Origin of the sequence: Alkaliphilus hydrothermalis (assembly GCF_016908555.1) — a bacterium.
Classification (GTDB): domain Bacteria; phylum Bacillota; class Clostridia; order Peptostreptococcales; family Natronincolaceae; genus Alkaliphilus; species Alkaliphilus hydrothermalis.
The window spans coordinates 303585-330333 of the sequence record NZ_JAFBEE010000001.1; the positions used below are offsets into that span (position 1 = coordinate 303585).

Sequence of the window (26749 nt, forward strand, 5' to 3'; positions counted from 1 at the left end):
ATTCATAAGTACTAAAATTATATTTTGGCTTAATGATCTACTAATGGCTTATTCAAAATAAAAGTTTTAAATCCCAGACTTGATTTGTCTAATTCTGAGTTAAACAAGAGATCATAAAAGCGATATCTCAAATCTAAAATCAAATCTAATTTTATACTTCTTTTTAGCCTAAGGCTTAAATCCTATCAAAAAAACTCAACTGAATGTTTTTATAATCACTAATATTTGAAAATGATATGCCGATCAACCTCACCTTTTTATGAAGTTCTATATTATTCATAATCAACTCTATGGATTCTCTTATTAACTCTAGATCATTGGTTAGGTATTCTACGCTGTGACTCCTAGTAATCTGTTCAAAGTCTTCATACTTAACTTTAAGCGTAGTTGTCCTAATGCCCTTATTTATACGTTTTAAATCCCCCAGTAGTTCCCTGGCATACTCCCTTAATACTTCAATAAGATACTGTTTATCATTTGTGTCCTTAAAAAAGGTAGTTTCCTTTCCATAGGATTTTCTTTCACTACTGGTCACAACAGGACGATCATCGATTCCCCTGATACGATTATAGATTTCTATAGCCCAAAGTTCACCCATAATGGGGATTAAACTCTCTAAAGGATATTTTAGGAGGTCATCTACTTTAAAGATCCCTATTCGGTTAAGTTTGGCAGCAGTTTTCTTACCAAGACCATGGACTTTAATAATAGGAAAAGGCTTAAGTATATCTGGAATATCTGACTCTCTTATTTCGAAGACTCCATTGGGTTTGTTCCATTCAGAGGCTAATTTAGCTAAAAACTTATTATAGGAAATCCCTACACTGATGGTTAGTCCGATTTGATCCTTTACCATCCTTTTTATTTCATTTGCAATCTCTAGGGCGGGTTTTGGAAGATCTGTTATATCCAAAAAGGCTTCATCTATCGAGACTTTTTCCAATTGATCGGTTATAGATCTCATGATTTTAAAGACTTCTCTAGAAATTTCTCGATAACGATCATGACGGCCATTAACGAATATCCCCAGAGGACATAGACTACGGGCCATCTTTGTACTCATGGCACTATGCACCCCAAATCTTCTTGCCTCATAGCTGGCGGCGGCCACGACCCCCCGTTCGCTGGTTCCCCCCACCATGACCGGCTTCCCCTTTAGTTCAGGATGATCCAGTTGTTCCACCGATGCAAAAAAGGCATCTATATCTACGTGTAAGATTTTTCGATTCATATCATCACCAACGATTCTAAGTAGTATTTAGGTGGTATTACATTTACAATAATAAGAGATTGAATTTTATTGAAGATATGAGTTCATAATGCAAAAAAGAACATATATTCTATTATAATATAATACCAGTTAGAAATACTAGTAGAAATAAGAAGAAACTAAAAAGCATTTCTAATCCCACTTAAGCATGGAAATAAAGCGATCTGTTTCTCTGACAAATCCAAACTTTTGGTAAAAGGATTCCTCTGTTGGCTTAGTAATCAATATAGGGTTGATTTTGTTTTCTCTAAGGAGGATCATTAACTCGTCAATTATTTTAGTTCCAATTCCTTGCCCTTGATAATCGGGGGCTACTAACATTCTCAGAATATATGCATGTTTGATGCCATCAGATAGAATTTGAACGAATCCTACTAATTCGCCACTTGGCTCTTCGCGGGCAGTGATCCATCCCCAAGACAAGTTCAAAGACTGCTCAAGTTTCTCGTTTGAACTCATTCCCCAGCCAATAGTTGATAGTAAATTGTTTAGTTCTTGAGTATCTAATTGATCGTTTCTTATAATTTTTATCATTAGAAACACTCCTTGTTTTATCATACTTGTTATATGAATTTTAAATTATGGGAAGCAAAATAAACCAGTTGAATAAACTAACTGGCTTATTTTATATGAAATCCGTCAAAATTCTTAATCCTCTTCTTCCTCTTCCATTTCTTCCTGTAGTTCTTCCTCATAGCACTCATTTTTAGAGTACAAGAGATTATATAAATCTGCATGTCTTAATTCATCGGTGATAATCTCTGTCATCATATTGATATGTCGTCTACTTTGCATAGCAAAGAGTATTTTCCGATATTTCTGAACTGTTGCCAGCTCTCCCCGCAAAGCCTGTTTTAATCCCATACAATAGGACTCTGGTGGTGTGAGTTCCCCTTCAGGTGGTGGTGGAAGCATCATCCCTGTCAATTCGTAATATAATTGACGAAATAAAGCAAAGTGTTTTCTTTCATCATCCCTGATACTTCTTATCATTTCTTGGTCTTCCTCGGTAGGTGCTTCTCCAAGAAGATAATCGTAAAATAGTTCATCTGAACGTTCATCAGACACTGCTTCTCTAATAAGTTCCAGTGCCATTGGGAAGTTATAGGGATAGGTATACTGATCTTGATAGCCTGACATTGATGGACAATATGGCATCATGGGATTGGTATAACCGTTATAAGGATTATTGTGATACATTCGTATTCCCCCTTAATAAGAGTTAGCTAGATATAATATCTATACTATATCTTACGATTGGAGAGAAAGATTGTTCATTATAAATTCAGATTCCAGCAAAAATACGAAACTCCTAAAGCTTCTCCAAAACTATCCATTTAGTTTATATTCCAATTGCATATCCCTTGGGTCTTCTTCAAATAGTGCTTCGTTAATCTCTTCAGCCTCAGTACAGCCTAGGGAACTGTAGAAGGCAATGGTATCCTCTGCAGATCCAGCACACATATAAAGCTTATCTGCTCCCCATTCTTTAGCCTGCTCAGCACACATTTTAAATAGACTTTTACCTATACCTTTACCCCTACATTCACGGGATACGAACATCGAATCCAATAGAAGGTGTTTTGCTCTCTCTCCAAAGAAATCATGATCTAGGGTAGCAAAGGCAATCATTCTACCATTTGACTCAAATGCTCCGAAGGCAACTCCTTCCGACAAAATCGTTTCCTCTAACTTGTTTCTATAATAATCATATCCATCGGGCCAGTCGTTATCAAGATAGTCGATTTCAACTAGTTTTCTTTCTCCATCCACCAGTCTCCAAGCATTTTTTATGTAGTGAGTTGGATCTATTTCGCGGATTTTATCACATTCTTCTATCCTCATTAAACGGTAAATGATTTCTTTCATTATCTCAATCTCCTATTCTACAATATTTTTATGTACTTATTGAATATTGGTCCAATTCCCTAGATCCTTTATAAGATCAGTATAAGTCTGATAAAAAAGCTGTAGAAAGCATCAGCCTCCTACAGCTTAATTTTTCATTGACTATACTCTATCTAGATCCTATAGATTAATTTATTTTATAGTCTTAAGAAATTAACCAATAGCTTATATATGGTAATTATATCTAAATTCATGGATTGAATCAAGGTTAAATGTTAAACTATTCAGTAAATATATATCTATACCTATACATTTATTCTTTTTACTCCTGTAATTTAACAATTTGAAATTCCTTCAGCATGTTATCAAATCTAACTCCATGACCTTCTGAAGCTTCAACGAAAAACTGTTGCTTGATGATAAAGCTTCCACCTTGTGTATTATCTACAATGTAATAACGAAGAACCTCATCATCCCATTCATTTCCCGCTTGAGCATATAACAAAATACCTTTTACTGGTTCTAGTACCTCTTCTCCTGTCATCACAATCTCGTACTGATCCTTTAACTCTTTTTGAATTTCAGTTGCTGAGGTTTCAATGTTCTTGTCTTCAACCTGTTGAATTTCCATGTATACTTCAGGATAATTAGCTGCTTGATTCATTGGTAAGATTCGATCCTTTCCTTCAAGTTCTTCTAACTTGTATACCGTTTCATCAAAGTAAATAACATATCCATACTTACTTTCCTGTAACTGAACATTTTTTTCTTCCTTCATACCTTCAATTTCCTCTACAATTGGTTTTTCAGGTAGGAAAAAGTCTTTGATTCGCTCAATCGTTGCATGACCAGGTGCAGTTCCAGCTAGGAAAACAATTAATAATGACGCTGCTATAGTTCCTATATTAAACATTCTCTTTCTATTTTTTTGATTTCTTTTTTCAGTTCTCATGTTTATTCTTCCCTTCCTTAGATTACTTCTACTTTGCACTGTATTAATTTCTTCTACTACGTTGTTTTTCCTAGCCCTTCGATTATATATTTGCTCTTCATTATTTCGAAGTTGCTTATCAGTTTCTTTTTCATTATTTATAGTAACTTCACTTTTTTCAAGATTTTCATTATCTTCATTAATACGCTTTTCGATTCTACTCCATATTTCATTTTTCATCTCTATAGAAGCATCAGTTTGCTTCATCAAAGAATCTTTGATTTCTTCATCGGTGTGTTTATTTAATCTATTATTCATATTGGCGCCTCCCTTCTTTATACCTCTCCATCATCTTCCTCAACTTTTCTCTACCTTTAAATAGACGGGATTTGACTGTATTGACATTAAGCTCTAAAATGTCTGCTATTTCATTTTCAGTAAAGCCCCTTAGATATTTCAATATAATCGGAATCCTGTTGAGATCCTCCAAGTCTTCTATAGCAGAATATAAATCCTCGTATTCCTCAAATTCATAGGAATCCTCCTCTGACATGATGGATGAATCCTCCATATAATCTGAAATCGATATGGTCTTGGATTGTTTTTTTAGTACTCGATTACACTCATTCACCAGTATTCGATATAGCCATGGCTCAAAGGGTTTGCTATCATCGAAACTTTGTATATTGTTGTAGACTCTGATAAAGGTTTCTTGAACCGCATCAGCAGCATAGGCACTATTCTTAGTGATTGCTATTGCCACCCTTATGGTGTAATCTGCGTATTGATCATATAAAACCTTGAAGGAGGCCTGATGCCCATCTTTTATTTTCCAAATTAAATCCTCCACTAGGTCACCGCCCTTCTGTTATTGTTCTCCATATAATATACCCGTCTTTTGAATAAGAAGTTTTTTGAAATCAAATATTTTTTAAAAACTTTTCTAATTAGGAATGATGCTGGCCCACTTTAAATACTGATTAATAACCTCTATATAATAATTACCCAATGGTTTAAGAAAAAGTTTTTTGTTTTGAAGATTTTCTGTTTTTTCTATAATTTCTTGTGGCCTTGTACTTTCATAAATAGAAAACCTTCTTAAAGGAGTGAATCCCAAAGAAGGTTAAAGATCAAGAGCTTTGATGAAATTGTTAAAGTATTTTCTAGACAAAAAAATATACCTAAGTGCCTAAATAAAACTTAGATCAGATTCCAGCCTCATCCTATATAGGTTAAAAATTCGAACCTGTTCTTCAGTCAAGGAGTCCTTATCCCAGTACATATGCATTAGTGAGTACTCGAATAATTCCTTCAATTTTAAGAGAAGGGATAAATTATTAAAGAAGTCTGTAGGGACTGGATGTTCTTCTTGATAGCCATTTATGATTGCAGCAGTTATTTCTTCTTTATATCGCTTTATATCGCTATTTCCAGTAAAGGAAAACTCCAGTGCTGAGTAGATAGGTACTGCTAAATCATATAGATAGTAATGGTGTTCGCAGTCTTGAAAATCAATGATAGTAATCCCACCATCCTCGGCTACTAAAGTATTCTCCAACCAAATATCCCCGTGGATGAGACCATATGAATCCTTATCTTGGGGTAAGTTCTTAATCTCTTGAAGCACATTAGACGCTATGCTCCTAATAGCTGTCTCCTGTTGGGGGATATACTTTAGAAAGTTATACTCTTCATTTTTGTACCAATGGGTTAAATGATTGATGGGTGTTTCCTTCTGATAATCCTTTGTACATCGATGAAGCCTACCGATGACTCTACCCAGCTTCCTAAGAATAGAGGCATCCCATTTTTCTCTAGCTAAATGATCCCCATCAGCTGCTCTGTATAAGGTAGTAGTCCTCTCTTCATTAGATTTGTCACCTTTAAGTTTTATCTTTTCAACGAGATTACCATCCTTAGATAATATCGCTGGCGAGATACTCAAGCCCTTATGATATAAGTAGTTAGTCCATCTAACCTCTTCAAGCTGCATTTCATAGGGTCTATAATTGGTAATCCGTGCAAAATAAGCGCCTTTTACACCCTCCAGCCGATACATCTCTCCTGTGATCTGTTTTATTTTCGTTGCCTTGAAAGAGTATTTCTCCAATATTGATTCTAATATTTGATCCTCCATAAGGATACACCTCCTTTTAATATTGCTAGCTACTTATGCGTGGGAAGTAATAGGAAACAAGAATTTCTCAGGCATTTTACTTGGAGCATTCTTAATGAATACCCTATAGTCAGATTCGTATACCTTGGAAGTAACCTCCACATCCTTAAAATCTGGGGTAAAGTGGAACAACACTTCCTTTATTTCAGTGGTTGCAATTCGATTCATCAGATGATTAAAGGATAAGGAATGCTCGCCTATGATATCAAAAATGTTGAGTTTGTCCTCTTCCTTTTGATAGATTACTATGGTGTCTTCCGCTTCTAAATAATATAATGATCCACCAAATACATATAGTCCATAGAAGAGTAATAGGTATTCATCCTTTTCAAATCCAAGAGTTTGGGAAATAGCTTTTCTATTTGCCATCAATCTTCTAATGATGTTATAATCCTCTTCATTGTTCATGTCTAGTTTTCTAATACCTGTTCTTTCGGTTTGTTCAACTTTTACTGGGGCTGCAAAACAATGTTCTTTGAAGTATTCAAAACCAAACTTTGGGTAGAAATTATATACTGTAGGGTTTGCAAATAAGAACATCAAGTCGTATTCATTTTCATATTTTTCCAAGATATGATTCATCAGCTTACCAGATAACCCCTGTTTTCGATAGTCGGGGTGGGTCATGACTGTACCGATTTGAAGGGCTTTTTTCATTTCCCCCTCTATAATCATTTCCATTTTATTGATGGAGACATTGGCGACTATTTTCTCTCCATCCATAAAAGAATAGGGTACGTAGTTGTCTAACCAAAATCCCTTCTTGTACCATGGTTCGAAGTCTAGACCGTAGACTTTTTTTGCTAGGGCGTTGAAGCTGGCTCTATGGTTGCCGTTGGTTTTGTAGTTTGATATTAGTTGTAGGTTTTTCATTTTTGTTCTCCTTTTCTAAAAGTTTTTCCTTCAGTGGATATATGAATTAAAAGTATATAAATCGTAAATTAATTATATATTATAGAGTTTATTTTCGATTCCGATAAACAGCAGTCCTCAACTCCTTAATATATTCCTCCTTCTCCGGCACATTAGTCACCTCAGTATCTCTTATGGCAGCCTCTACATCATAGGGTACTCGAACTAGTGATATGGAAAAGGCAGCAGGTTCTTTACTCTCCATGAACCATTCAAGAATCCCATAGGATGCTTGGGGAATATCCAAGGGGTTTCCCACACTACCTACAATGAAGAGGGTCTTGTGGTCAAAGTTGATAGTATAAGCACTAGATTCTATCCATAATCTCTATTCCTCTTTTCTTATTTCTCTTTTATATTAAAATGAATTAATATTTTAGAACTTAGCCAAGATGGGATACATCCGCCTCTAGGATAAATTCTATTCCTTCATCCTTCACTTGTATAATACTTAAGGAAGTATCTGTGATAAATGGAGGTTTCCAGAAGTCCTCCAGAGGAATGTTCTTAATAATAGTATATATTGCCTTAATCACTCCTCCATGGGCAACTACTAGGACATTTTCGCCTGCTTTGTCGGCTACAATTTTCTCAAGTCCCTTTTTCACTCTTTCAATTAATGCTTCATAGGTCTCTCCATCAATGGGTTGATATAAATGGGGTTGGTTCCAAAAGTTATGTTGTTGTTCTTTGTAGGTTTCCTGAACTTCTAAGTGGGGCATCCCCTCCCAGACTCCAAAGCCCATTTCCTTAAGATGCTCCAGTTGAATAATCTCAATATTTCTTTCACCCTTTAGATGAGTAGCAGTTTCCATGGCACGTCCTAAAGGACTGGAGTAAATGGCATCAAATTTTACGGAGGCTAAATGTTGACTGAGCTTCTTAGCATTTTCATTTCCCTTTTCCGAAAGATTTGAGTTTTTCCATCCCTGCATTATACCAGCCTTATTCCATTCCGTCTCACCGTGTCTTGTAATGTATATTTTCAAAATAAATCCCTCTTTTCTTTGTATTTATAAGGTTTGCTAACTTACATATTGTACATTTAGAGTTAAAGTTAAAGTTAAACATTAACTTTAATTTTTAATTTTCTTTAACCATAACGAACTTCTACTAACTATCCGTTTTCGCTTTTAATCTATTTCAATACTTATAACTCTAAAATACGTAGAAAGGCTCTTTCTAGATCTCCATTATCAATGGACTCCAAACTAGTTTTAGCCCAGCTGGGGAAAGTCGGCTTCTGATAAGCCGCAATCAAATCAAATAAAATACAGGTTGCATCATCAATGATTTTTTCCGCTTCATTTATTCCACCGTATTCTTTTATAAAGGCCTCACATGCTTCCTTTGATAAAGAACTACACACATTTCTTATGTCGTTATATCTAAAGCCAGCCCCTAAGAAATTATAATCGAACATCAAGGCTTTATTTCCATCATGCCCTACTGCGAAATTAGTCCAGTAGAAATCATTATAGGTTAGGGTCTCTTCCATGGAGTTTATTTTATCCCAGAGGACATCGAAATGATCTAAGATTAAGTCCCAAACCTTTAGCCCTTGGGTATTGGATTGCTCCATGAGCAACTGGATATTTTCCTTGTTAATCGCATCTATTTCACGATAAAAATGACATCCATTTTCATTAATGTATTTTGTTCCTTCATCATGTAGCTGAATATACCATCTTGCTAAGGCCTTCGCCACATCTTTATTATCTAGATCATCAGCAATACCTAAACGATAATCCTTACTTTCCTCTAAATCCTCTAATAAAAGGGAAAATTCTGTAGATGACAAAACTTTAATCGTGGGGATATTCAACTTTTGAAGTAAAGCATAGTTTTTTATTTCCCTTCTAAACTCTTCCTTTTCAAAGTATTTAAGGACATAGAATTGATGGTTTTCCTTTACCCTATAGAGATAAACGCCATTTTGTTGACGTATTTCTTTTATATTAAAGTGATTATTGGAAAGTCCTAACTTTTCTAACTCTCGAAATATTTGCTCCATCTTGATTTGTGCCTCCTTGATTGATACGATATTATTATTAAATCCACTTAAATACATCAGTAAAGTAGTAGTGTCATTTTAATCATTATTATAGTTAAATACATATTTTATAATATCCTAGAAACGTAAAATCCCTTAACCTCTTTATTTTGAGGAAAAATGGAGGATGGATTTAGGGTAAAACTCAGCTTTCTCCACAGGTGAAGCATTTCAATCCGATCCTCCGATGACCAAGCCCTTATCTGATAAAAGTTGTTGGTTTCATTAGGTAATTGCTGTAGGACCTCTTCCATGAGGTGGGTGGCTACCCCTCTATTTCTGAACTCCTTACGTACTTCAATATTATCGATGTATACTTCAAGGGTTTTCTCTAGCGGCGGGGGCAGTTCTTTATAGATTATACTGATTATGCCTGCCAGCTCTCCGTCAATCTCTGCTACAATAGAAAAACCTTCATCATCCTCCGTGTGAATCACTTCTTTATTGACTTCTACACTCCATTGGGAATATTGTATCCACTTCTCTTTCAGTTCTTTATTAACTTTTATAAAATTAAATTGATTCATGAAAACACCTCCAATTTGACTAATACACCCCTACAAAATGCTTTTGCTGAATAACTTATTTTCCCTGTCACTAAAAAGTAAATTATCGATTGTTTTTCTATATACTATTTTTAATAATTCTACCTTATTTAACTATTTCCTTTAAAAGTTTCCATAAAAAAACCACAGCTTAGATTTACTAAACTGTGGTTTCATTCTAGGGATATGAATTAGTTGCAGATATTCTGTTCTAAATTCTAGATTCAATATCTATAGTTCCTTCAAGAGACTAGCCGCCTTCTTTTCAAAGAAAATATTATTATGACCAGTATTCAATACCTTCTCAAATTTCTCTTTTGCCTGTTCTTTATTTTCCTTTTTCAAATCAATTAAGCCTAAGAAGTAATGACTTGCAATCTTATATAATAAAATCGAATTCTGATCTTTTAATAGTTCTTCAAACATACTTTGACTTTTCTCAAGATCTCCTAAGTAGTACTCATATGTAGCAAAGGTATTCTTAATACTGTTTTTTAAAGACTTTTGCTTCTCATATTTTCCTAATAGTTTTCTCGAAGCTTCTCGAAGTGCTTCTGCATCATTTAGATTTTCCTGCATGAGCTGAGAATAAAGCAGGTTGTTATAATATTGAACAATATAGATATTTGGAAGACTTCCCAGATCCACCAACTTCAGTAGATTAGCAGCCTCCCTATATTTTCCTAAGGCTAACAATCCTGATGATTTACTAATCATTAAAAAGTTCTCATACTTCTTGTTTTTAGTTTTGTTAATCATCTTATCTAGCTCAGCTATATACCCTTTAATATCTTTTCCTTCTGCTAATTTTGACTCCAGATTTTTTGTTCTTTTTAACAACGGAATGAAATAGATTACAAGATATAGAATAATGACTACTCCGAATCCAATTAAAATTTCCATAAATTCACCTCTCTTAATATTAATGATTGATTTATCTCTCAACAGTTATCAATTATACCATAATATACCCTTATTATGAATTGTTTTAACCTCTTTTAATCATCTTTCCAAAACTCTTCGACTACTTTTATTCTTTATTTTAAGATTTCCTACAATATAGACCCCTATTGGCAACCTACCCAAGAGGTAGGTGGTAAAGATCGAGGCTGTGGTGGTCCCTACAAATAAGATACCTAACATCACTACAGGTGAAATCATAATATAATCTAGTCTAAAAATTATACCCGTCATAGTGGCTAAATAAAACATATGCAATAGGTAGATACCAAAGGCATAGTTGCTGAGCCAAGGAGCCCATCTTGGAATTTTTACAATATATGCAGAAAGATAAAAAAGTAGGAATAACATACTGGTGGAAAAATAAATCATATCAAAACGTTTTGAACTATTAATGATAATGGTTTCAGTTGCATAAAAGTACATGACGATTGCTAGCGTGATGATGGGCAAAGCAAACACATGCTTCTTATACTGTTTTAATTTGTCTTTAAATACACTATAGTGCTTGCCAGAATAAAAGCCTAGGGCAAAATAAAAAATCCAAGATGGAAAGCTCCCCCAAGATAGCCCCTGCCAGACTTCTCTTCCCAATGGGAACTCATCGGGGCCTACAAAACTAAAAAAGCCTAGATACAATGAATTAACTAACAAAGATACCAGTAGAACATTTCGGGGACGCCATTCATTAAGCTTCCTATTAAATAGAATATGGATAAAGTAGAATTGAAAGATTACCAAAACAAAGTATCCATGACGATAAAATCCAAAAAGCAAATTCCGTATCACCAAAGTGATGTATGTGGTGGACACAGGGGCATCCAATTGCCTTCCCTCCAGCAACATCACAACACCATAAATAAAAGACATGGAGATATAGGGGATAAAAATAAACCTAAAGCGTTTGTTTAAAAATCCCTCCGGCACCCCATCTGAATAGGAGTAAGCCAATAAAAACTCCGATAAAAAAATAAAGATGGGTGTACCAAAGGTAAAAAATAAACGAACAGCCCAAAACATGAACTCCCTAGAAGAAGATAACTGATGCCCGTACAAATCAATTACCCTAGTGATGGAGTGCACCATTACAACACATAGACAAGCAATACTTCTGATGAAACTAATCTCTTCAAGTTTTTCCCTTGCCACTTGCTTCCCTCCAATGTCCTTAAGTCAATCTCATCTACAAATCTAATTATACATATCAGACCTATTTCCGACTATCTTTTTTTATTTAATGTTACGAAATATTTTTGCGTTAAAAAAGCTATTTATTAGGGGTGACTTTACCCTTATAGTCTTCTCTAATTCAAATTTACTTTTTATATTTTATAGAAATCTATAAACTTAAATAGTTTTGAATCCAGTCATAAGCGTTGGTTATATTATGTTTTGGAAATATCAATAACATATAAGATTATCAGAATTTTTAACGGCTGTATTTTTCTTTTTATTTATCACACACTTAAGTTTCCATAATTGTATTATGTAAATATACGAAGCGTAATAATTACAATGTGTTGAGATCGAATGATTATAATAATAATTAAGCTATTGCCAACTTTAGTAAAAAAAGCCAATGGTTTTAATCCATTGACTCTACAGTACTCTATGGCTATATCCCAAAATCCAACTTATTCATTTCTCTTTCTCTTTCCTCAATACTGATTTCATGGGCATAGATCCTCATGGTAATATCAGGACTACTATGACCTAATATTCCTGAAAGAGCAGGTATACTTCCCCCGTTGGCTAAAAAATAACTAGCGAAATTATGCCTTAGGTTATGGGGACTAATTGGCTTCTCAATCTCTGCCTTCTTGATAATCTCCTTAATAATACACCATACATTTTTAGGTGTCATAGGTTTGTCCTTGACTTTGGTTTTCTTATTCTTATGGTCCGTTCTAAAAATGTAGTTGGATTTAACCTCGTAACCTGCCTTTTCAAGTCTATCCAATATATCTTTGAAATCCATCAACTGATATTTTAGTTCTCTTTTTAAAGGAATGATTCGAGTCTTGTTATTCTTTCCGTACAGGACGATTCTATTGGTGATCATATCAATATTTTCCCATTGGATACCAACTAGTTCTGACCTTCTGGCGCCGGTATATAGAAGGGTAGTAAATAGGAGGAGGTTTCTTGCTTTATAATAGAGGTTATACCCCTCCGCTCGACTGTATTCCTCCGCCAGCACTTGAAAAATTCTTTGGATTTCATTAGTCGTCAATACGGACTTCTCCTTACCCCTATCCACCTTAAGACGAACTATGTCTCTACTGAAATCTTCATCTATGGCTTTTTCTGAAGCCAGGTAGTTGATTAATCCCTTTAATGAGGTTCTCTTGGCATTAATTGTATTGATGGAATACGCTTGATCTAAACTATATATGTAGTCGAATATTAAATCTCTAATGCCTTTTGTATCATAGTTAATATCTTGAGGTTTATCATCTATGAACTCCGCAAAATTATGTAATGATGAACGATAATTAACTATGGTGTGGATGGACTTCTTATCCCCTTCTAGTTTTCTCACATATTTTTCTATGTATTTTATGATTTCTGGAATCTTCAATTCTCCACCTTCTTTCCTTCTGTTTTTAACAGAGTAAAATCTATATCCTACTTGTAAGAAAATTAACTAGACGCTTTAAGCCCAACGGTCTATAAATCGACAAATTATACGCTTTTCCTATAATATATAATTATAGGAAATACAGAAAATTCGACATATATAGTGATTTTAAGGGTTAGGAGTATCCCCTATCACGCTTTTGTGGGGGTTTAAAACGTTTTTCCTATAATACATTTAGATTTTTCCTGTTTTGATATAGTTCTATTATATCATAGTATTTTCAATGTTTGTATAGATTAGCGGGCAAGTCAAAAAAATATTTGATAATTTGATTGTGCTTATTTCCCCTTGTCTTTCCCCCCTTTACCTATTAAAATAAAACTGAGGGGTGATTTTATGGCTAAGAAAAAACAACTAACCGTACATAACAAATCAGATCGACCAGATAATATTGTTCTTAAAGAACATGAAATCGTAGAAACCTGCCTTGATATCGAATCCCAGCTCCCCAGTTTTATGAGGGATTTCTTTATATATCTAAAGAACGCAGTTGCCCTTTCCACACGACTGGCATACCTTACAGATGTCCAATTTTTTTGTAGGTATTTAGTTAAGGAGACAAATCTTACCGTTGCAGAAGATTTAAAGGAAATTACAGCAGAAGATTTCAGTCGGATTACAGCAAAGGACGTCAATCGATTTATTGGAGACTATTGTACCCGATATATGATCAAACAAGACCATTCTGTCAAGGTAATGGAGAATCACAACCGAGCATTGGCAAGGAAGAAATCTTCCCTATCTGTATTGTTCAAGTTTCTTTATCGGGATGAAGTAATCAAACAAAATATAACCGATGGATTTAACCCCATTCGCCTACCAAAACCCCAGCCTGATGCCATCAAACGGTTGGAAATTGATGAGGTGGCAAGACTTCTGGATGCCGTAGACTCTGGAGAAGCTTTCACAGAAAAAGAAAAAGTCTATTGGGAAAAGACAAAACTCAGAGACAGAGCTATCATTCTTTTATTCGTTACCTACGGACTTCGTCTCAGTGAATTGCAACAGCTTAATATCTCCTCCTTCAACTTTAATCGTGGCGAATTTAGGATTTATAGAAAAAGAAGCAAAGAAGTCCTTATGCCTGTCAACCGTACCTGTGAAAAGGTGATTAAGGATTACATAAATTTTGAAAGACCCCATGAAGATACCCTTGAGGAGGATGCTAAAGATGCCCTGTTCCTATCCCTACAGAAAAAGAGAATGACCACAAGGGCCATTAGGAATCTTGTAAAAAAATATACCTCCTTTGTGTTGGGGACTACCCCCGACAATGGTTATAGCCCCCACAAGCTGAGGGCTACTGCTGCTACATCCTTAATACAACAGGGTTTTTCCATCTATGATGTGCAAAATCTACTGGATCATGATAATGTTACTACTACTCAGCTCTATGCCGCCCACAAGAAGAATGTCAAAAGGGAAATCGTCAAAAACTTTGAGTGGATTGACGAGAAATAAAAAAATACCCAGCAATTGCGAACGGATGTTTGTATATTATTGATTACTATGGTATAATGTAGTAAATTAAACGCTTGAGAGAGGAGTTCTTTAAATGCATGAGGACTTAAATACCAAACAAATCGAAATATTAGAATATATGAAGAGTCAAATTAATGATAAGGGATATCCACCTTCTGTTCGAGAAATATGTGAAGCTGTGGGATTAAGGTCCACCTCCACTGTCCATGGGCACCTATCAAAGCTTGAGAATAAAGGTTATATCCGCAGAGATGCCACAAAGCCAAGAGCAATTGAAATCCTTTCTAATGGTATTGACAATATCATTGATTTTCAACAGAAAAAGGAGATGATCAATATTCCCATCGTTGGTAAGGTTACAGCTGGTCAACCGATCCTTGCAGTGGAAAATATTGAAGATATCTTCCCTATGCCTTTAGATTTTCTTGATCGTGGTAATAGCGATGTATTTATGCTGACCATCAAAGGTGATAGTATGATTGAAGCTGGAATCTTAGACAAGGACTATGTAATCGTTAGAAAACAAAGTATTGCTCGTAATGGAGACATCGTTGTAGCCCTCATCGGTGAAGAAGCTACAGTAAAGCGTTTCTACAAGGAAGCAGATCATTTTAGACTTCAACCAGAAAATAGCGCAATGGAACCCATTATTGTTAAGGATGTTGCTATTCTTGGTAAGGTTGTTGGGGTTTTTAGAAAAATGTAATGATAGATATCGTATAGATTATCTTAAGGAATAATTACTAAAACATATTACATAAGTTAAGGCGTTCCTATAAGGGACGCCTTTTTAGCCTGTTGAAAATACTTCATCTCCTTCGTCACTGCAAAGAACTAGCACCCTTGCGTATTACTTATACGCGGCGTTCGCCAGTTCATTTTGCTCCTTGAATCTGATGCATTTTGAACAGGCTGCACTGTTGAAAATACTTCATCTCCTTCGTCACTGCAAAGAACTAGCACCCTTGCGTATTACTTATACGCGGCGTTCGCCAGTTCATTTTGTTCCTTGAATCTGATGCATTTTGAACAGGCTACGCTGATGAAAACACCTATCTTCTGCGTCGTTAATAGATTTTCTAAAAATTCACTAAAATTTATCGGAGAATTTACCAATTATTTATTGACCATTCTAGTCAATTGGTGATATGATTAGTCCATATAAACTTTGACTACTTTGGTCAATGACAACATAAATTGAATAGAAGGAAGTGATATCCAGATATGACAGATAAGTTCCTTACCCTTCCCCCAGAAAAACAAGAACGTATTTTAAATGCATCAATTAAAGAATTTGCCTTGAAAGGATTCAGAAATGCCTCCACCAACGAAATTGTAAAGGAGGCTGGCATCTCAAAGGGGCTTCTGTTCCACTACTTCAATAACAAGAAGGATCTATTCATCTTCTTGTATGTCCATTTTTCAGAGATATTGATAAAAGAGTTCTTTGAAAAATTAGACCCAGAAGAAACTGATATTTTTAATAAGCTAAAGCAAATCTCTATTTTAAAAATTCAGCTCATGGAGCAATACCCAGAAATATTCGACTTCTTTATGAAGGCTACTGTTGAAGAAGACCTTGATATCAAGCAGGATTTAGATGATCGGAATAATGAAATTACTGAAAATAGTTTTGCTAGGCTCTTTGCCAATGTTGATATCTCAAAATTTAGAGAAGATGTAGAAATAGATAAAGCCATCAATATCATCCTCTGGACCTTTGAGGGAATAAAAAACCGTAATTTAGATAAGTTGAAGCTCCTACCTGCTAGGATCAACAATTATCAAGAAATGTTTGATGAAATAGCAGTTTATGTTGAAATTTTAAAAAAATCCTTATACAGGTAATTCATCAAGTAATACCCATAAATTATTAAGTATTAATTAACAATTATCAATTATCAATCATAATTATTAATTGTTTGCATCTATCATCTAAAAATTAATAAGGGGGATCTAAAATGAATGTAATCGAGATTAAAAATTTAACTAAGTTTTATGGTAAAGCAAGAGGTATTAAAGATGTAAGTTTCAATGTTGAAGAGGGGGAAATTTTCGGATTTATAGGTCCTAATGGTGCAGGTAAATCCACCACCATCAGAACCCTACTATCTCTAATCTACCCTACAAGTGGTAGTGCTACTATTTTTGGAAAGGATTGTATCAAATTTTCTCCAGAAATAAAAAAAGAAATCGGCTACCTGCCTTCAGAGGTCTTCTACTATGACAATATGAAGGTAATGGATCTTTTAAACTACTCTGCAAGCTTTTATAAAAAAGACTGCACTCAACGAATTCAAGAACTAGCTAAAAGATTGAATCTTGACTTAACTAAAAAAATCGACGACCTATCCCTAGGTAATAAAAAGAAGGTTGGCATTGTGCAAGGGCTTCTTCACTCCCCAAAGCTCATCATTTTAGATGAACCCACCAGTGGACTTGATCCACTGATGCAGCAAATCTTCTTTGACTTACTGGAGGAGGAAAACAAAAAAGGAGCTACGATCCTCTTTTCTTCCCATATCCTTAGTGAAGTCCAAAGACTGTGTGATCGAGTTGCCATTATTAAGGATGGTCAAATCATCAAGGTGGAAAAAATCAGTACTTTACAGGAAAATACCTATAAGAAATTCAAAATCCAGTGTGCTTCAAAGGTTGATAAAAAGCACTTTGACATGGTTGGCGTTAATGATTTAGAGGAAAATGACAATGTCATTAGCTTTATATTTAAGGGTGATATCAACACCATCATGAAGAAAATTGCAGAAATAGAAATCACTAACCTTTGGGTTGTTGAACCAGACTTAGAAGAAATCTTTATGCATTACTATGAAAAGGAGGAATAAGAACTATGAACATGTTTCTACAGGAATTAAAAACCTATAGGAAGTCCACCATCATCTGGACAGCTTCATTGATAGGCATATTAATTACAGTGTTTGCTATGTTCCCCTCCTTCGCTAAAGAGGCAGAAGAATTTAAAAAACTGTTGGAGGGTTTCCCGGAGGTTGTTAGAAATGCTATTGGTCTTCAAGTAGATACCATGGGTAGTATTCTTGGCTACTATTCATACATCTTTACTTATGTAGTTCTATGTGGAGCTATTCAGGCAATGAATTTAGGTACATCCCTGCTTTCTAGGGAAGTGCGGGAAAAAACAGCAGACTTTCTTTTGACCAAACCCGTTACCCGTATAGAGGTTATTACATCAAAGCTTTTAGCTGCCTTGACCTCTTTAGTAATCACAAATATTGTTTATTTAACATCCGCCTATATCGTGGCCACTATTATAAAAACCGATGATTTTAGTGGCAAGGTATTTTTAATGATTTCTATTACATTGTTCTTTATACAGCTGATTTTCTTAGCTTTAGGAATGGTACTATCTGTACTTCTAAAAAGAATAAAGTCAGTATTACCCCTTTCTTTGGGTACAGTATTTGGTTTCTTTATAGCAGGTATGTTAGCCTCCACCACTGGAGATGATAAATTAAGATATTTGACACCTTTTAAATACTTTGATACCAGCTATATTATGCAAAACGCTGCTTATGAAGGTACCTATATCATCATCGGATTAATATTTGTCCTGGGGGCCATTTCAGCAACATACTACATTTACTCTAAAAAGGATATCCAAGCCCTGTAGCTTCATTGCTCGCTGTGGTTTGGATTTAAGGAGGTTTATACAATGAATGTATTTCTAAGGGAAATGAAGGCCCATCGTAAATCCCTGATCTTCTGGTCCATTGGTATTGTCTTTATGATTGCCGGTGGTATGGGAAAATATGTGGGTATGTCAATGGCCGGATCAGAACAGACAATGAATGATTTAATGAACAGTATGCCAAGGGCAATGAAGGCAATTTTCGGCGTCGGTACGCTGGACTTATCAAAGGTAAGTGGCTTTTATGGGGTGCTTTTCCTCTATCTCGTCCTAATGGGTGCCATACATGCTTGTATGATGGGGGCTAACATCATATCTAAAGAAGAACGGGATAAAACTTCTGAATTTCTATTGGTCAAACCTATATCAAGAAAAACCATTATCTCATCAAAGCTAATGGCTACTTTGGCAAATATTATTATATTTAATCTTGTTACCTTGGCATCTTCCTTCATCTTTGTCAATCAGTACGGTAAAGGAGAAAAAATGACGGAGGATATCGTTATTCTAATGATGGGCTTATTCCTACTACAGTTGATCTTTATGTCTATTGGAACAGCTATTGCGGCCATTAGTAAAAAGCCTACTAAAGCAATCGGTCTATCTACGGGGATTTTGATGATCTCATTTCTATTATCCATAGCTATTGATATGAATAGTAAAATTGAGCCATTAAAATACTTTACACCGTTTAAATATTTTGAAGCTAAAAATCTAATGTATGGTGGCGGCTTAGAGCCTGTGTTTGTAATACTATCGGTTGGTATAATCACTGTACTATCAATTGCTACCTACTACTTCTATCAGCAAAGGGATATGAATGTATAGTTTCCCCTCTTCTTACTTTACTAGACATTAAAAGAGTTGAGGTAATGTTGATCTATTGATCTAAGGAGGTTTGATTCGTGAATATATTTTTAAGAGAAATGAAGGCCCATCGGAAGTCTCTTATAATCTGGTCTGTTGGCATTGTGCTACTGATCACCTCAGGTATGGGGGAATATTCTGCAGTATCCTCTTCAGGCAAGACCATGAATGAATTGGTGGAAAGTATGCCACGGTCAATCAAAGCAATTATGGGGGTCGGTACTTTAGATTTATCCAAGGCAAGTGGGTATTATGGTATACTTTTTCTCTATGTATCACTGATTGGCGCAATTCATGCCGTCATGACAGGGTGCAATATTATTGCTAAGGAAGAAAGAGATAAAACATCAGAGTTTCTTTTAGTGAAGCCTGTTTCAAGAAAATCAATTATTACATCAAAGCTTTTAGCTACCTTAGTCAATTTAATGATTATTAATACTGTTACTTTAGTCTCCTCCATTTACATCACAGGCTATTATGGCAAAGGTGAAAAAATGACCGGTGATATCATCACTTTGATGATGGGATTATTTTTACTTCAACTTTTGTTTATGACTATAGGGACAGCTATAGCTGCCATCAACAGAAAACCCACAAAGTCTATTGGGCTTTCAACTGGTATTTTAATGTTCTCCTTCCTGTTGTCCATCGTCATTGATATGAATGGTAAAATCGAACCACTAAAATACTTAACTCCCTTCAAATACTTTGAAGCAAAGAATATCATGTATGGGGGCGGACTCGATTTGTTCTATGTATTGATATCAATAGGAATTGCAACGGTATTATCTGTTTTCACCTATTGTTTTTATCAGCAAAGGGATATAAATGTATAGATAACAACCTAGAATGGGTATATTGCATAATCTTAGCAATTTACCCTTTTTTCATCTTTACTTGTCCCTCTTTCTTCTATCGACTTAAGCAATCACTTCTCTTCCTGTTTTATGTCTTGCTATTCTTCACTTGATATTCTCCTCTTCTAACTCTTCTTGCCCTTTTCTAGCCCTCTCCCTCCCCTTTGTAAGCCTAATACCATGATTATCTTCATTGTGGCATGTAATTCTTTTATGTAATCGGATATTTAAATTTTTTTTATTTACTTTTTGATTTTAGTCATATATACTATAACTGTATTAATAGTAATAATACAGTTAGTTATGTTAATACAGAGAGGAGGGAATTAATGTTCGAGTTAGATTTAAGGAGTCGTCTCCCTATTTATGAGCAGTTAATCGAAAAAATTAAGGAACTAATTATCAGTGAGGTACTAAAAACAGATGAACAGCTACCTTCTGTTAGGATGTTGGCCCAGCAGCTTACCATCAATCCCAATACGATACAGAAGGCATATCGAGAGTTGGAACGTCAGGGATATATCTACACTGTAAAGGGAAAGGGGAATTTTGTGGCACCTATAGGAGCAACTATTCATCGAGATAAAATAGAGAAATTGAAGGAAGAATTAGCAAAGCTTTTATCAGAGGTAATGTACTTAGGAATGAAAAAGGATGAAATTTTACAGTTGATCTCCAATGTGGATGATCTAGTTGGAGGAGGTAATGAAAAATGATTGAGGTTACTAATCTTACCAAAGAATTTGAAAATTTGGAAGCTATTAAAGGCTTAACCCTAAATGTAAATAAAGGTTCTATTTATGGACTATTGGGTTCTAATGGTGCTGGTAAGACCACTCTACTGAAAACTTTAGCTGGAATCTATCAAGAGGATGGTGGAAAGGTCACTATTGATGGAAAACGAGTATTTGAAAACGAAGAGCTCAAGCAAAGGGTTGTATATATATCCGATGCCCTCTACTTCTTCTCTTCCTATACGATTGAAGACATGGCGAAATTTTATAGAGGAATCTATATCAGATGGAATGAAAATAGATTTCGGCAGCTCCAAAAAGTTTTTAATTTAGATTTTAATAAAAAGATTCATAAATTATCCAAAGGGATGCAAAGACAAGTAGCCATTTGGCTCTCCCTCTCTATGATGCCTGATGTTTTGATTCTTGATGAACCTCTGGATGGACTAGATTCCGTTATGAGACAAAAGGTAAAAAACCTGCTAATTCAAGAGGTTGCTGATAGGGAAGTTACCATCATCATCTCCTCCCATAATCTAAGGGAACTAGAAGACCTTTGCGACCATGTGGGGATTTTACATGAAGGTACTTTGGTACTGGAAAAGGATTTGGATGAACTGAAACAGGACATTCACAAAATACAAGTAGTCTTTAAGGAGCAACCTTCTAAAGATCGTTTAGAGAAGATGAATCTCCTCTATCAGGAATCTAGGGGTAGTGTTCAACTATATATTGTAAAGGGAAATAAAGCAAAGGTAATGGAGCAGTTTAAAGAGTTTCAACCTATTATAGTGGATGTACTACCCTTGACATTAGAAGAAATATTTATTTACGAAATGGGGGATATCGGTTATGCCATCGAAAACATCGTTTTTGAATAAAGCTATTTTAAAGAACATCTTCCGTCGATTCTATTGGATGGGAGCCTTATACTTCATTGCCCTACTGTTTGCATATCCATTAAATATATTAATGAATTTACCTACAGAGACAAAGCCAAACTTCACAGGTGGTTATATATTTAGATTCGGATCAAATCCTATCTCTGATGTAATTATTTTTGTTATACCTGTACTTTTTGCAGCGTTTCTATTCTACTATTTACAAGGTAGACAGTCATCAGATATGATTCATAGTTTACCTATTAAAAGAAGTAATTTATATAACAATCATGTATTTATGGGGACTATGTTTTTAGTGCTTCCTGTTATTGCAGTGGCCCTAATCAGTTGGATTTTAACGGGAATCTTTAACTTGGGGGAGTTTATTTCCACCACCACCATCCTTCGCTGGACGGGTACCACATTACTGATGAATATGACTTTATTTTTAAGTACTGTATTTGCAGGGGTTGTGACGGGAATCTCCATTGCACAGGTAATTTTAACTTATATCGTATTATTCTTACCTGCTGGTTTTATTTATCTTATTTCTACTAGTTTAGAAGTGTTTTTAAGTGGGTTTAGTTCAGAATTCTTTCAGAATGATTATTATGCCAGTATTTCACCACTTGTAAGGATTGCTAGCCTTAATAGTAGACCTTTACCTTGGTCTGAGGCATTTGCTTATGGAGTCTTTTGTACGATACTATTCTTCTTGGGTAGATACCTATACAATAAACGTAAGCTAGAGAAAAATCAACAGGTAATTGTGTTCACTCCCCTCTACCAGTTGTTTAAATATGGAGTCACCTTCTCCTTTATGTTGCTTGGGGGTGTATATTTCTATAGTAGCAGAGGTACTAGTATTTCCTGGTTGATACTTGGATATGGTTTGGCTTCCTTAATTGGTTTCTGGATTGCTGAAGGAATTCTTCAAAAATCTGTACGTATTTTCACTAAAAAAGCTTTTAAATGCTATCTTGGATATCTGGTTGTTATGACTTTAATCATTATAGGATTATTCTTTGATATTGGAGGCTATGAAACAAGAGTACCTAAAGTAGATGATATTCAAGGCGTATACTTTGACTATGGTTCATATCGCTATACATCATCAAAGGGTAATCATAAAGATAGTCTATATGTTACACCAGAAAATATTGAAGCTGTCCAGCAACTTCATCAAGAAATCCTGGCTGATGGAGATCATGATAAGTATCAAAACGTTTACAATCATACTGATTTAGAGAATAAGAGAAAGGTTTATTTTGTCTATCATTTAAAGAACGGACTAAGGATGTCAAGAAGCTATATGATAGATTATAAAAAGTATCATGATTATCTTAAACCGATCCACGAATCATTGGAGGATAAAAATATTAAATATGACGTATTAAAAATTGACAATACTAAAACTAAAAAACTGGTAATTAACCCCAATAACGCACCTTTTGGAAGAAGCTTGGAAATTATAAATCCTGATGAAATCCATGAAGCAGTTGAAATTTTAAAGCAAGAATATGTTGACGCTAGCTATGAAACTTTAACTGATCCTAGAGTACCTTGGGCTAATATCAATATAATGCTGGATGAACCTATACATCCAGATGACTTCTATGGTTACGATGAGTATAAAAGAGATTATTATGATATCTATACATCATGGAGTAAAAACTTTACTCAGTTTGAAGCATGGCTTGAGACAAAAGGTTATCTAGAGCAAGCTAGGGTTATGCCGGAAGAGATTAGTTATATTGTTGTTGAGAAAATTGAATCCCGCGAAGAAATGGATGTTGTAGAACGACGGGATCCAAGAACAACAAATGCTCCTAAATATGGAAATGTCATTGAAAGGTTTGAAAGTAACAAACTAGAAGATATTGAAATCAGCTTAGAGAACTATGGGTATACTTATAGTAACACTTATCCAAAATATATTGTAGGGTTCTACAATTCAAAAAAGAAGCAAATCTTTATGGGCTCTTTTGCTGAAGGATATATACCTCAGTTTGTATTGGATCATTTTGAGAAGTAAGTTCAATTATAGGTTATTCAAATAAAATAGAATGGAAGATCTCTTAAATGAGATTTCCATTCTTTTTATTTAAAGAATTTTAGTATTTCATATTTAGGTAGGCTACTTACCTTCTATTATCTACTCATATTATGAAGTAGTATTTCTCTTCTTACGATCTAGAAACTACTACCATCATAGTGATCAACAACATCCCCAACCCAATCATAAAAAACCCTGCTAATGGAAATAACGTACTTCTTTTTCCATTGAGAGTATGCTTAAGTTCATCTAATAATTCTTTATATATAGGCAGGTCGCTGATTTCCCGTAGGTCCATCTCTACAGTATTCATGGACTGTTGAAAAGAAATGATCAATCTTTTATGTCCTCCTAACACCACTTGTTCATGTTCAATGAGATGGGTTATGTTCTTATCGTCTAAAATTGCAGTTACAGCATCCATCGTCATTGGAGTGGTGGCATTTACAAAGGTAAATCGTCCCTTATGAATCGTTAGGGCTAATAATGTCATGGGTAAGAATACAATCCAAACAAAGGAAAATCGATTATTTAATATTATTGGAAGCGTTGAAAATAACATAATAAAGATGGCAATATACTCCCGACGTATTATATAGATTCTCCTTTTTGAAAGAAGGATTCCAGTTAATATAAATATAACCCCTACTATAATAGAAACAGTGATATGCATATGTATTTTCCCCTTTAACCTTATTCAACAAAACAATTATAAAGCTATAATACTAAATTTTCAACTATCCTATTTGCACATTTTAACAAAACCATGGCTAGAGTGTTCCATATCTTTAGTGTCAAACATTGTTCGGATTACATCCAGACTTAGATCATCACTATGATATTGCTGTGGTTGAATCTCTTTCTTTTGATCAAACCAAACATGCCATAATTCCAGTTCATAACCTTCCTTTACATTTGCTTGAAGGTACTCCAGTAGTTGCTTACCTCTCTCCTCTGTATATTTAAAATCCACTGTGTATACAAAGGACTTATTGGTATACCAAGTTACATTCTCCTCCTGCTGAGCCATAGGCATATGCTTAATCTCCAGTTCCTCCAAGTCCTCTTCATTGTCAACGATTAAAAGCTTGTCCTCTGGGTCCATCTTCTCCCAAGGCATCATTTTATTGGCTGGCATTCTTAGTCTCATGGCTTCCTTGACTGTAATGATTTTTACCTTTTTATTTTCTACTTCTGGTAGTTCGTACTCCGATGCAATAAAAGAAAAAATACTCATGTCATCACTCCTGTTTTCTGTTTTATCTCAAGTCAATAATATTCTGCATTGCCTTCAAAGCCCCTAGCTTGGAGTGTTCGTAGGTAAGTCCCCCTTGGAAATAGGCAATATATGGAGGTCTAATGGGTGCATCTGCACTCAACTCGATGGAAGATCCTTGAACAAAGGCCCCCGCTGCCATCACCACAGGATGATCGTAACCCGGCATATCCCAAGGTAATGGAGTAACATAGGAATCCACAGGTGCAGCCTCCTGTACGCCTTTACAAAATGCCAATACCTTTGCTTCATCCCCTAGGACAACCGACTGGATAATATCACTACGCTTCTCGGTAGCAGTTGGCTTTACATCATACCCAGCGGCTTCAAACAATCTACCACAGAAGACTGCCCCCTTCATGGCTTCACATACTACGTGGGGAGCAAGGAATAATCCTTGGAACATTGTACGGGATTGACCAAATGTAAGCCCACATTCTTTACCGATCCCTGGAGAAGTCATTCGGTAGGAAATCGCTTCTATCAAGTCTCCCTTTCCAACGATATATCCTCCAGATAAAGCAAGTCCTCCACCAGGGTTCTTGATTAAAGATCCTGCCAATAAATCAGCACCAACTTCCGTAGGCTCTTGCTTTTCTAAGAATTCCCCGTAGCAATTGTCCACCATAACAATAACATTAGGATTGATTCCCTTTACGATATAGACGATTTTTTCAATGGTGGCTATATCCACAGCATTTCTAAATCCATAGCCTGTAGAACGTTGTATATAAACTAAAGTAGTCTTTTCCGAAACAGTGGACTCAATTGCATCAAAGTTAACTTCCCCAGACTCTGTGAAATCCACCTGTTGATAGTTGATTCCATGATGTTTTAAGCTACCTTTATAGTCTCCTCTTATTCCGATTAATTCGTCTAAAGTATCATAGGGCTTACCTGTTACAGAAACCATCTCATCCCCTGGATTGAGGACACCAGATAAGGATAGGGTAAGGGCATGGGTTCCGTTCACGATAATCGGACGAACAATGGAATCCTCAGCCTTAAATACCTTTGCATAGACTTCCTCTAACTTTTCTCGACCTAGATCGTTATAGCCATATCCTGTGGTCCATTGGAAATGCTGGTCACTAAGACGACACTCCTGCATAGCCTTTAGTACCTTGTATTGGTTGTAGCTTTTAATCTCTTCATATTCTTCAAAAACTTCTCCTAAATCCTTTTCAATCAACTCCATTTTCTCCACCAGCTCTGGAGAAATTCCAAATAGCTCCGTCAGTATGTTGTGATTATAAGGCATTTCACCTTTTCCTCCTTTGTAATTCAGTTAAATATAATTATGTATCCATATAGCATTATACCCCTTCTACAATCACCATTACAAGTAATTTATTGGATTACCTAATAGAAGCTGATTTTTAATTAGTTTTCCCTTTTCCATGTTCCTTGCTACAAACGGGGCATTGGCTGGTCTGGTAGTATTCCAGCTTTAAGGATAAAGGAACCTCCGACATCCCCTTCTCAAATCCCTCTTTATTACCAATTCGTCTACCAACACTATAGCCCAATAACATATTAAAAAGACATATTATAATAATGTATCCATAAAATTTAAACATAGTTTATAAACCT

General features: G+C 35.2%; 29 protein-coding genes. 10 read left to right on the forward strand and 19 right to left on the reverse strand.

Translation table 11 applies throughout. The annotated features are described in order from the left end of the window. Positions 1-175 precede the first annotated feature (175 nt). The 15 genes from JOC73_RS01575 to JOC73_RS01645 form a co-directional block, all read right to left on the reverse strand. Entirely contained in the window at positions 176-1231 is a 1056-nt protein-coding gene (locus JOC73_RS01575) for a DNA polymerase IV (protein ID WP_204400074.1), read from the reverse strand. A gap of 171 nt (positions 1232-1402) precedes the next feature. Continuing rightward, a complete protein-coding gene (locus JOC73_RS01580; RefSeq protein ID WP_204400075.1) occupies positions 1403-1804 on the reverse strand; it encodes a GNAT family N-acetyltransferase in 402 nt (133 codons plus the stop codon). Positions 1805-1918: 114 nt separating this feature from the next. Then, a complete protein-coding gene (locus JOC73_RS01585; protein WP_204400076.1) occupies positions 1919-2470 on the reverse strand; it encodes a ferritin-like domain-containing protein in 552 nt (183 codons plus the stop codon). Positions 2471-2599: 129 nt separating this feature from the next. Next, positions 2600-3139, reverse strand: a complete 540-nt coding sequence (locus JOC73_RS01590) for a GNAT family N-acetyltransferase (RefSeq protein WP_204400077.1) — start codon at positions 3137-3139, stop codon at positions 2600-2602. A 301-nt stretch (positions 3140-3440) separates the two neighbouring features. Further along, positions 3441-4367, reverse strand: coding sequence for a hypothetical protein (locus JOC73_RS01595; RefSeq protein ID WP_204400078.1), 927 nt, complete (start codon positions 4365-4367; stop codon positions 3441-3443). Next, a complete protein-coding gene (locus JOC73_RS01600; protein ID WP_204400079.1) occupies positions 4360-4899 on the reverse strand; it encodes an RNA polymerase sigma factor in 540 nt (179 codons plus the stop codon). Before JOC73_RS01600 ends, JOC73_RS01595 begins: the two co-directional genes overlap by 8 nt. Positions 4900-5238: 339 nt before the next feature. Beyond that, complete coding sequence (locus JOC73_RS01605) at positions 5239-6186, reverse strand: phosphotransferase enzyme family protein (RefSeq protein WP_204400080.1); 948 nt, start codon at positions 6184-6186, stop codon at positions 5239-5241. Positions 6187-6219: 33 nt separating this feature from the next. Further along, a complete protein-coding gene (locus JOC73_RS01610) occupies positions 6220-7098 on the reverse strand; it encodes a GNAT family N-acetyltransferase (RefSeq protein ID WP_204400081.1) in 879 nt (292 codons plus the stop codon). A gap of 88 nt (positions 7099-7186) precedes the next feature. After that, positions 7187-7384, reverse strand: coding sequence for a hypothetical protein (locus JOC73_RS01615; protein ID WP_204400082.1), 198 nt, complete (start codon positions 7382-7384; stop codon positions 7187-7189). A gap of 136 nt (positions 7385-7520) precedes the next feature. Then, positions 7521-8126 (reverse strand): histidine phosphatase family protein, encoded by a 606-nt coding sequence (locus JOC73_RS01620; RefSeq protein WP_204400083.1) that lies wholly within the window; start codon positions 8124-8126, stop codon positions 7521-7523. Positions 8127-8287: 161 nt separating this feature from the next. Continuing rightward, the gene (locus tag JOC73_RS01625) at positions 8288-9151 is read right to left on the reverse strand and encodes a phosphotransferase (RefSeq protein WP_204400084.1); all 864 of its coding nucleotides are present in this window, start codon (positions 9149-9151) and stop codon (positions 8288-8290) included. 107 nt (positions 9152-9258) lie between these two features. After that, entirely contained in the window at positions 9259-9717 is a 459-nt protein-coding gene (locus JOC73_RS01630; protein WP_204400085.1) for a GNAT family N-acetyltransferase, read from the reverse strand. A gap of 249 nt (positions 9718-9966) precedes the next feature. After that, the gene (locus JOC73_RS01635) at positions 9967-10638 is read right to left on the reverse strand and encodes a hypothetical protein (RefSeq protein ID WP_204400086.1); all 672 of its coding nucleotides are present in this window, start codon (positions 10636-10638) and stop codon (positions 9967-9969) included. Positions 10639-10737: 99 nt separating this feature from the next. After that, complete coding sequence (locus JOC73_RS01640) at positions 10738-11844, reverse strand: acyltransferase family protein (RefSeq protein ID WP_204400087.1); 1107 nt, start codon at positions 11842-11844, stop codon at positions 10738-10740. Positions 11845-12310: 466 nt separating this feature from the next. Next, positions 12311-13276: a tyrosine-type recombinase/integrase gene (locus tag JOC73_RS01645; RefSeq protein ID WP_204400088.1), complete on the reverse strand. Its 966-nt coding sequence runs from the start codon at positions 13274-13276 to the stop codon at positions 12311-12313. Positions 13277-13672: 396 nt separating this feature from the next. Here JOC73_RS01645 and JOC73_RS01650 point away from each other — a divergent pair, with 396 nt between their 5' ends. From JOC73_RS01650 to JOC73_RS01695, 10 genes are all read left to right on the forward strand, one after another. Continuing rightward, the gene (locus JOC73_RS01650) at positions 13673-14797 is read left to right on the forward strand and encodes a tyrosine-type recombinase/integrase (protein WP_204400089.1); all 1125 of its coding nucleotides are present in this window, start codon (positions 13673-13675) and stop codon (positions 14795-14797) included. A gap of 94 nt (positions 14798-14891) precedes the next feature. After that, positions 14892-15524, forward strand: a complete 633-nt coding sequence (gene lexA, locus JOC73_RS01655; RefSeq protein ID WP_204400090.1) for a transcriptional repressor LexA — start codon at positions 14892-14894, stop codon at positions 15522-15524. Positions 15525-16042: 518 nt separating this feature from the next. Beyond that, positions 16043-16666 (forward strand): TetR/AcrR family transcriptional regulator, encoded by a 624-nt coding sequence (locus JOC73_RS01660; RefSeq protein ID WP_204400091.1) that lies wholly within the window; start codon positions 16043-16045, stop codon positions 16664-16666. Between the two features lie 113 nt (positions 16667-16779). Further along, positions 16780-17664: an ABC transporter ATP-binding protein gene (locus tag JOC73_RS01665; RefSeq protein WP_204400092.1), complete on the forward strand. Its 885-nt coding sequence runs from the start codon at positions 16780-16782 to the stop codon at positions 17662-17664. A gap of 5 nt (positions 17665-17669) precedes the next feature. After that, the gene (locus JOC73_RS01670; protein WP_204400093.1) at positions 17670-18467 is read left to right on the forward strand and encodes an ABC transporter permease subunit; all 798 of its coding nucleotides are present in this window, start codon (positions 17670-17672) and stop codon (positions 18465-18467) included. A gap of 42 nt (positions 18468-18509) precedes the next feature. Continuing rightward, positions 18510-19313, forward strand: a complete 804-nt coding sequence (locus tag JOC73_RS01675) for an ABC transporter permease subunit (protein ID WP_204400094.1) — start codon at positions 18510-18512, stop codon at positions 19311-19313. A 77-nt stretch (positions 19314-19390) separates the two neighbouring features. Next, the gene (locus tag JOC73_RS01680) at positions 19391-20188 is read left to right on the forward strand and encodes an ABC transporter permease subunit (protein WP_204400095.1); all 798 of its coding nucleotides are present in this window, start codon (positions 19391-19393) and stop codon (positions 20186-20188) included. Between the two features lie 350 nt (positions 20189-20538). After that, positions 20539-20925 carry a GntR family transcriptional regulator gene (locus JOC73_RS01685; protein WP_204400096.1) on the forward strand — a complete coding sequence of 129 codons (387 nt, stop codon included), beginning with the start codon at positions 20539-20541 and terminating at the stop codon, positions 20923-20925. Then, positions 20922-21824: an ABC transporter ATP-binding protein gene (locus JOC73_RS01690; RefSeq protein WP_204400097.1), complete on the forward strand. Its 903-nt coding sequence runs from the start codon at positions 20922-20924 to the stop codon at positions 21822-21824. Before JOC73_RS01685 ends, JOC73_RS01690 begins: the two co-directional genes overlap by 4 nt. After that, on the forward strand, positions 21796-23859 hold the full coding sequence (locus tag JOC73_RS01695; RefSeq protein WP_204400098.1) for a hypothetical protein: 2064 nt from the start codon (positions 21796-21798) through the stop codon (positions 23857-23859). Before JOC73_RS01690 ends, JOC73_RS01695 begins: the two co-directional genes overlap by 29 nt. A gap of 151 nt (positions 23860-24010) precedes the next feature. On the opposite strand, the gene JOC73_RS01700 is transcribed toward JOC73_RS01695, so the two are convergent. The 4 genes from JOC73_RS01700 to JOC73_RS01715 form a co-directional block, all read right to left on the reverse strand. Next, positions 24011-24553, reverse strand: a complete 543-nt coding sequence (locus tag JOC73_RS01700; protein ID WP_204400099.1) for a hypothetical protein — start codon at positions 24551-24553, stop codon at positions 24011-24013. 69 nt (positions 24554-24622) lie between these two features. Beyond that, a complete protein-coding gene (locus tag JOC73_RS01705) occupies positions 24623-25117 on the reverse strand; it encodes a hypothetical protein (RefSeq protein WP_204400100.1) in 495 nt (164 codons plus the stop codon). Between the two features lie 22 nt (positions 25118-25139). Further along, entirely contained in the window at positions 25140-26417 is a 1278-nt protein-coding gene (locus JOC73_RS01710) for a methionine gamma-lyase family protein (RefSeq protein ID WP_204400101.1), read from the reverse strand. 118 nt (positions 26418-26535) lie between these two features. Continuing rightward, positions 26536-26736, reverse strand: coding sequence for a hypothetical protein (locus JOC73_RS01715; protein WP_204400102.1), 201 nt, complete (start codon positions 26734-26736; stop codon positions 26536-26538). Positions 26737-26749: the final 13 nt, after the last annotated feature.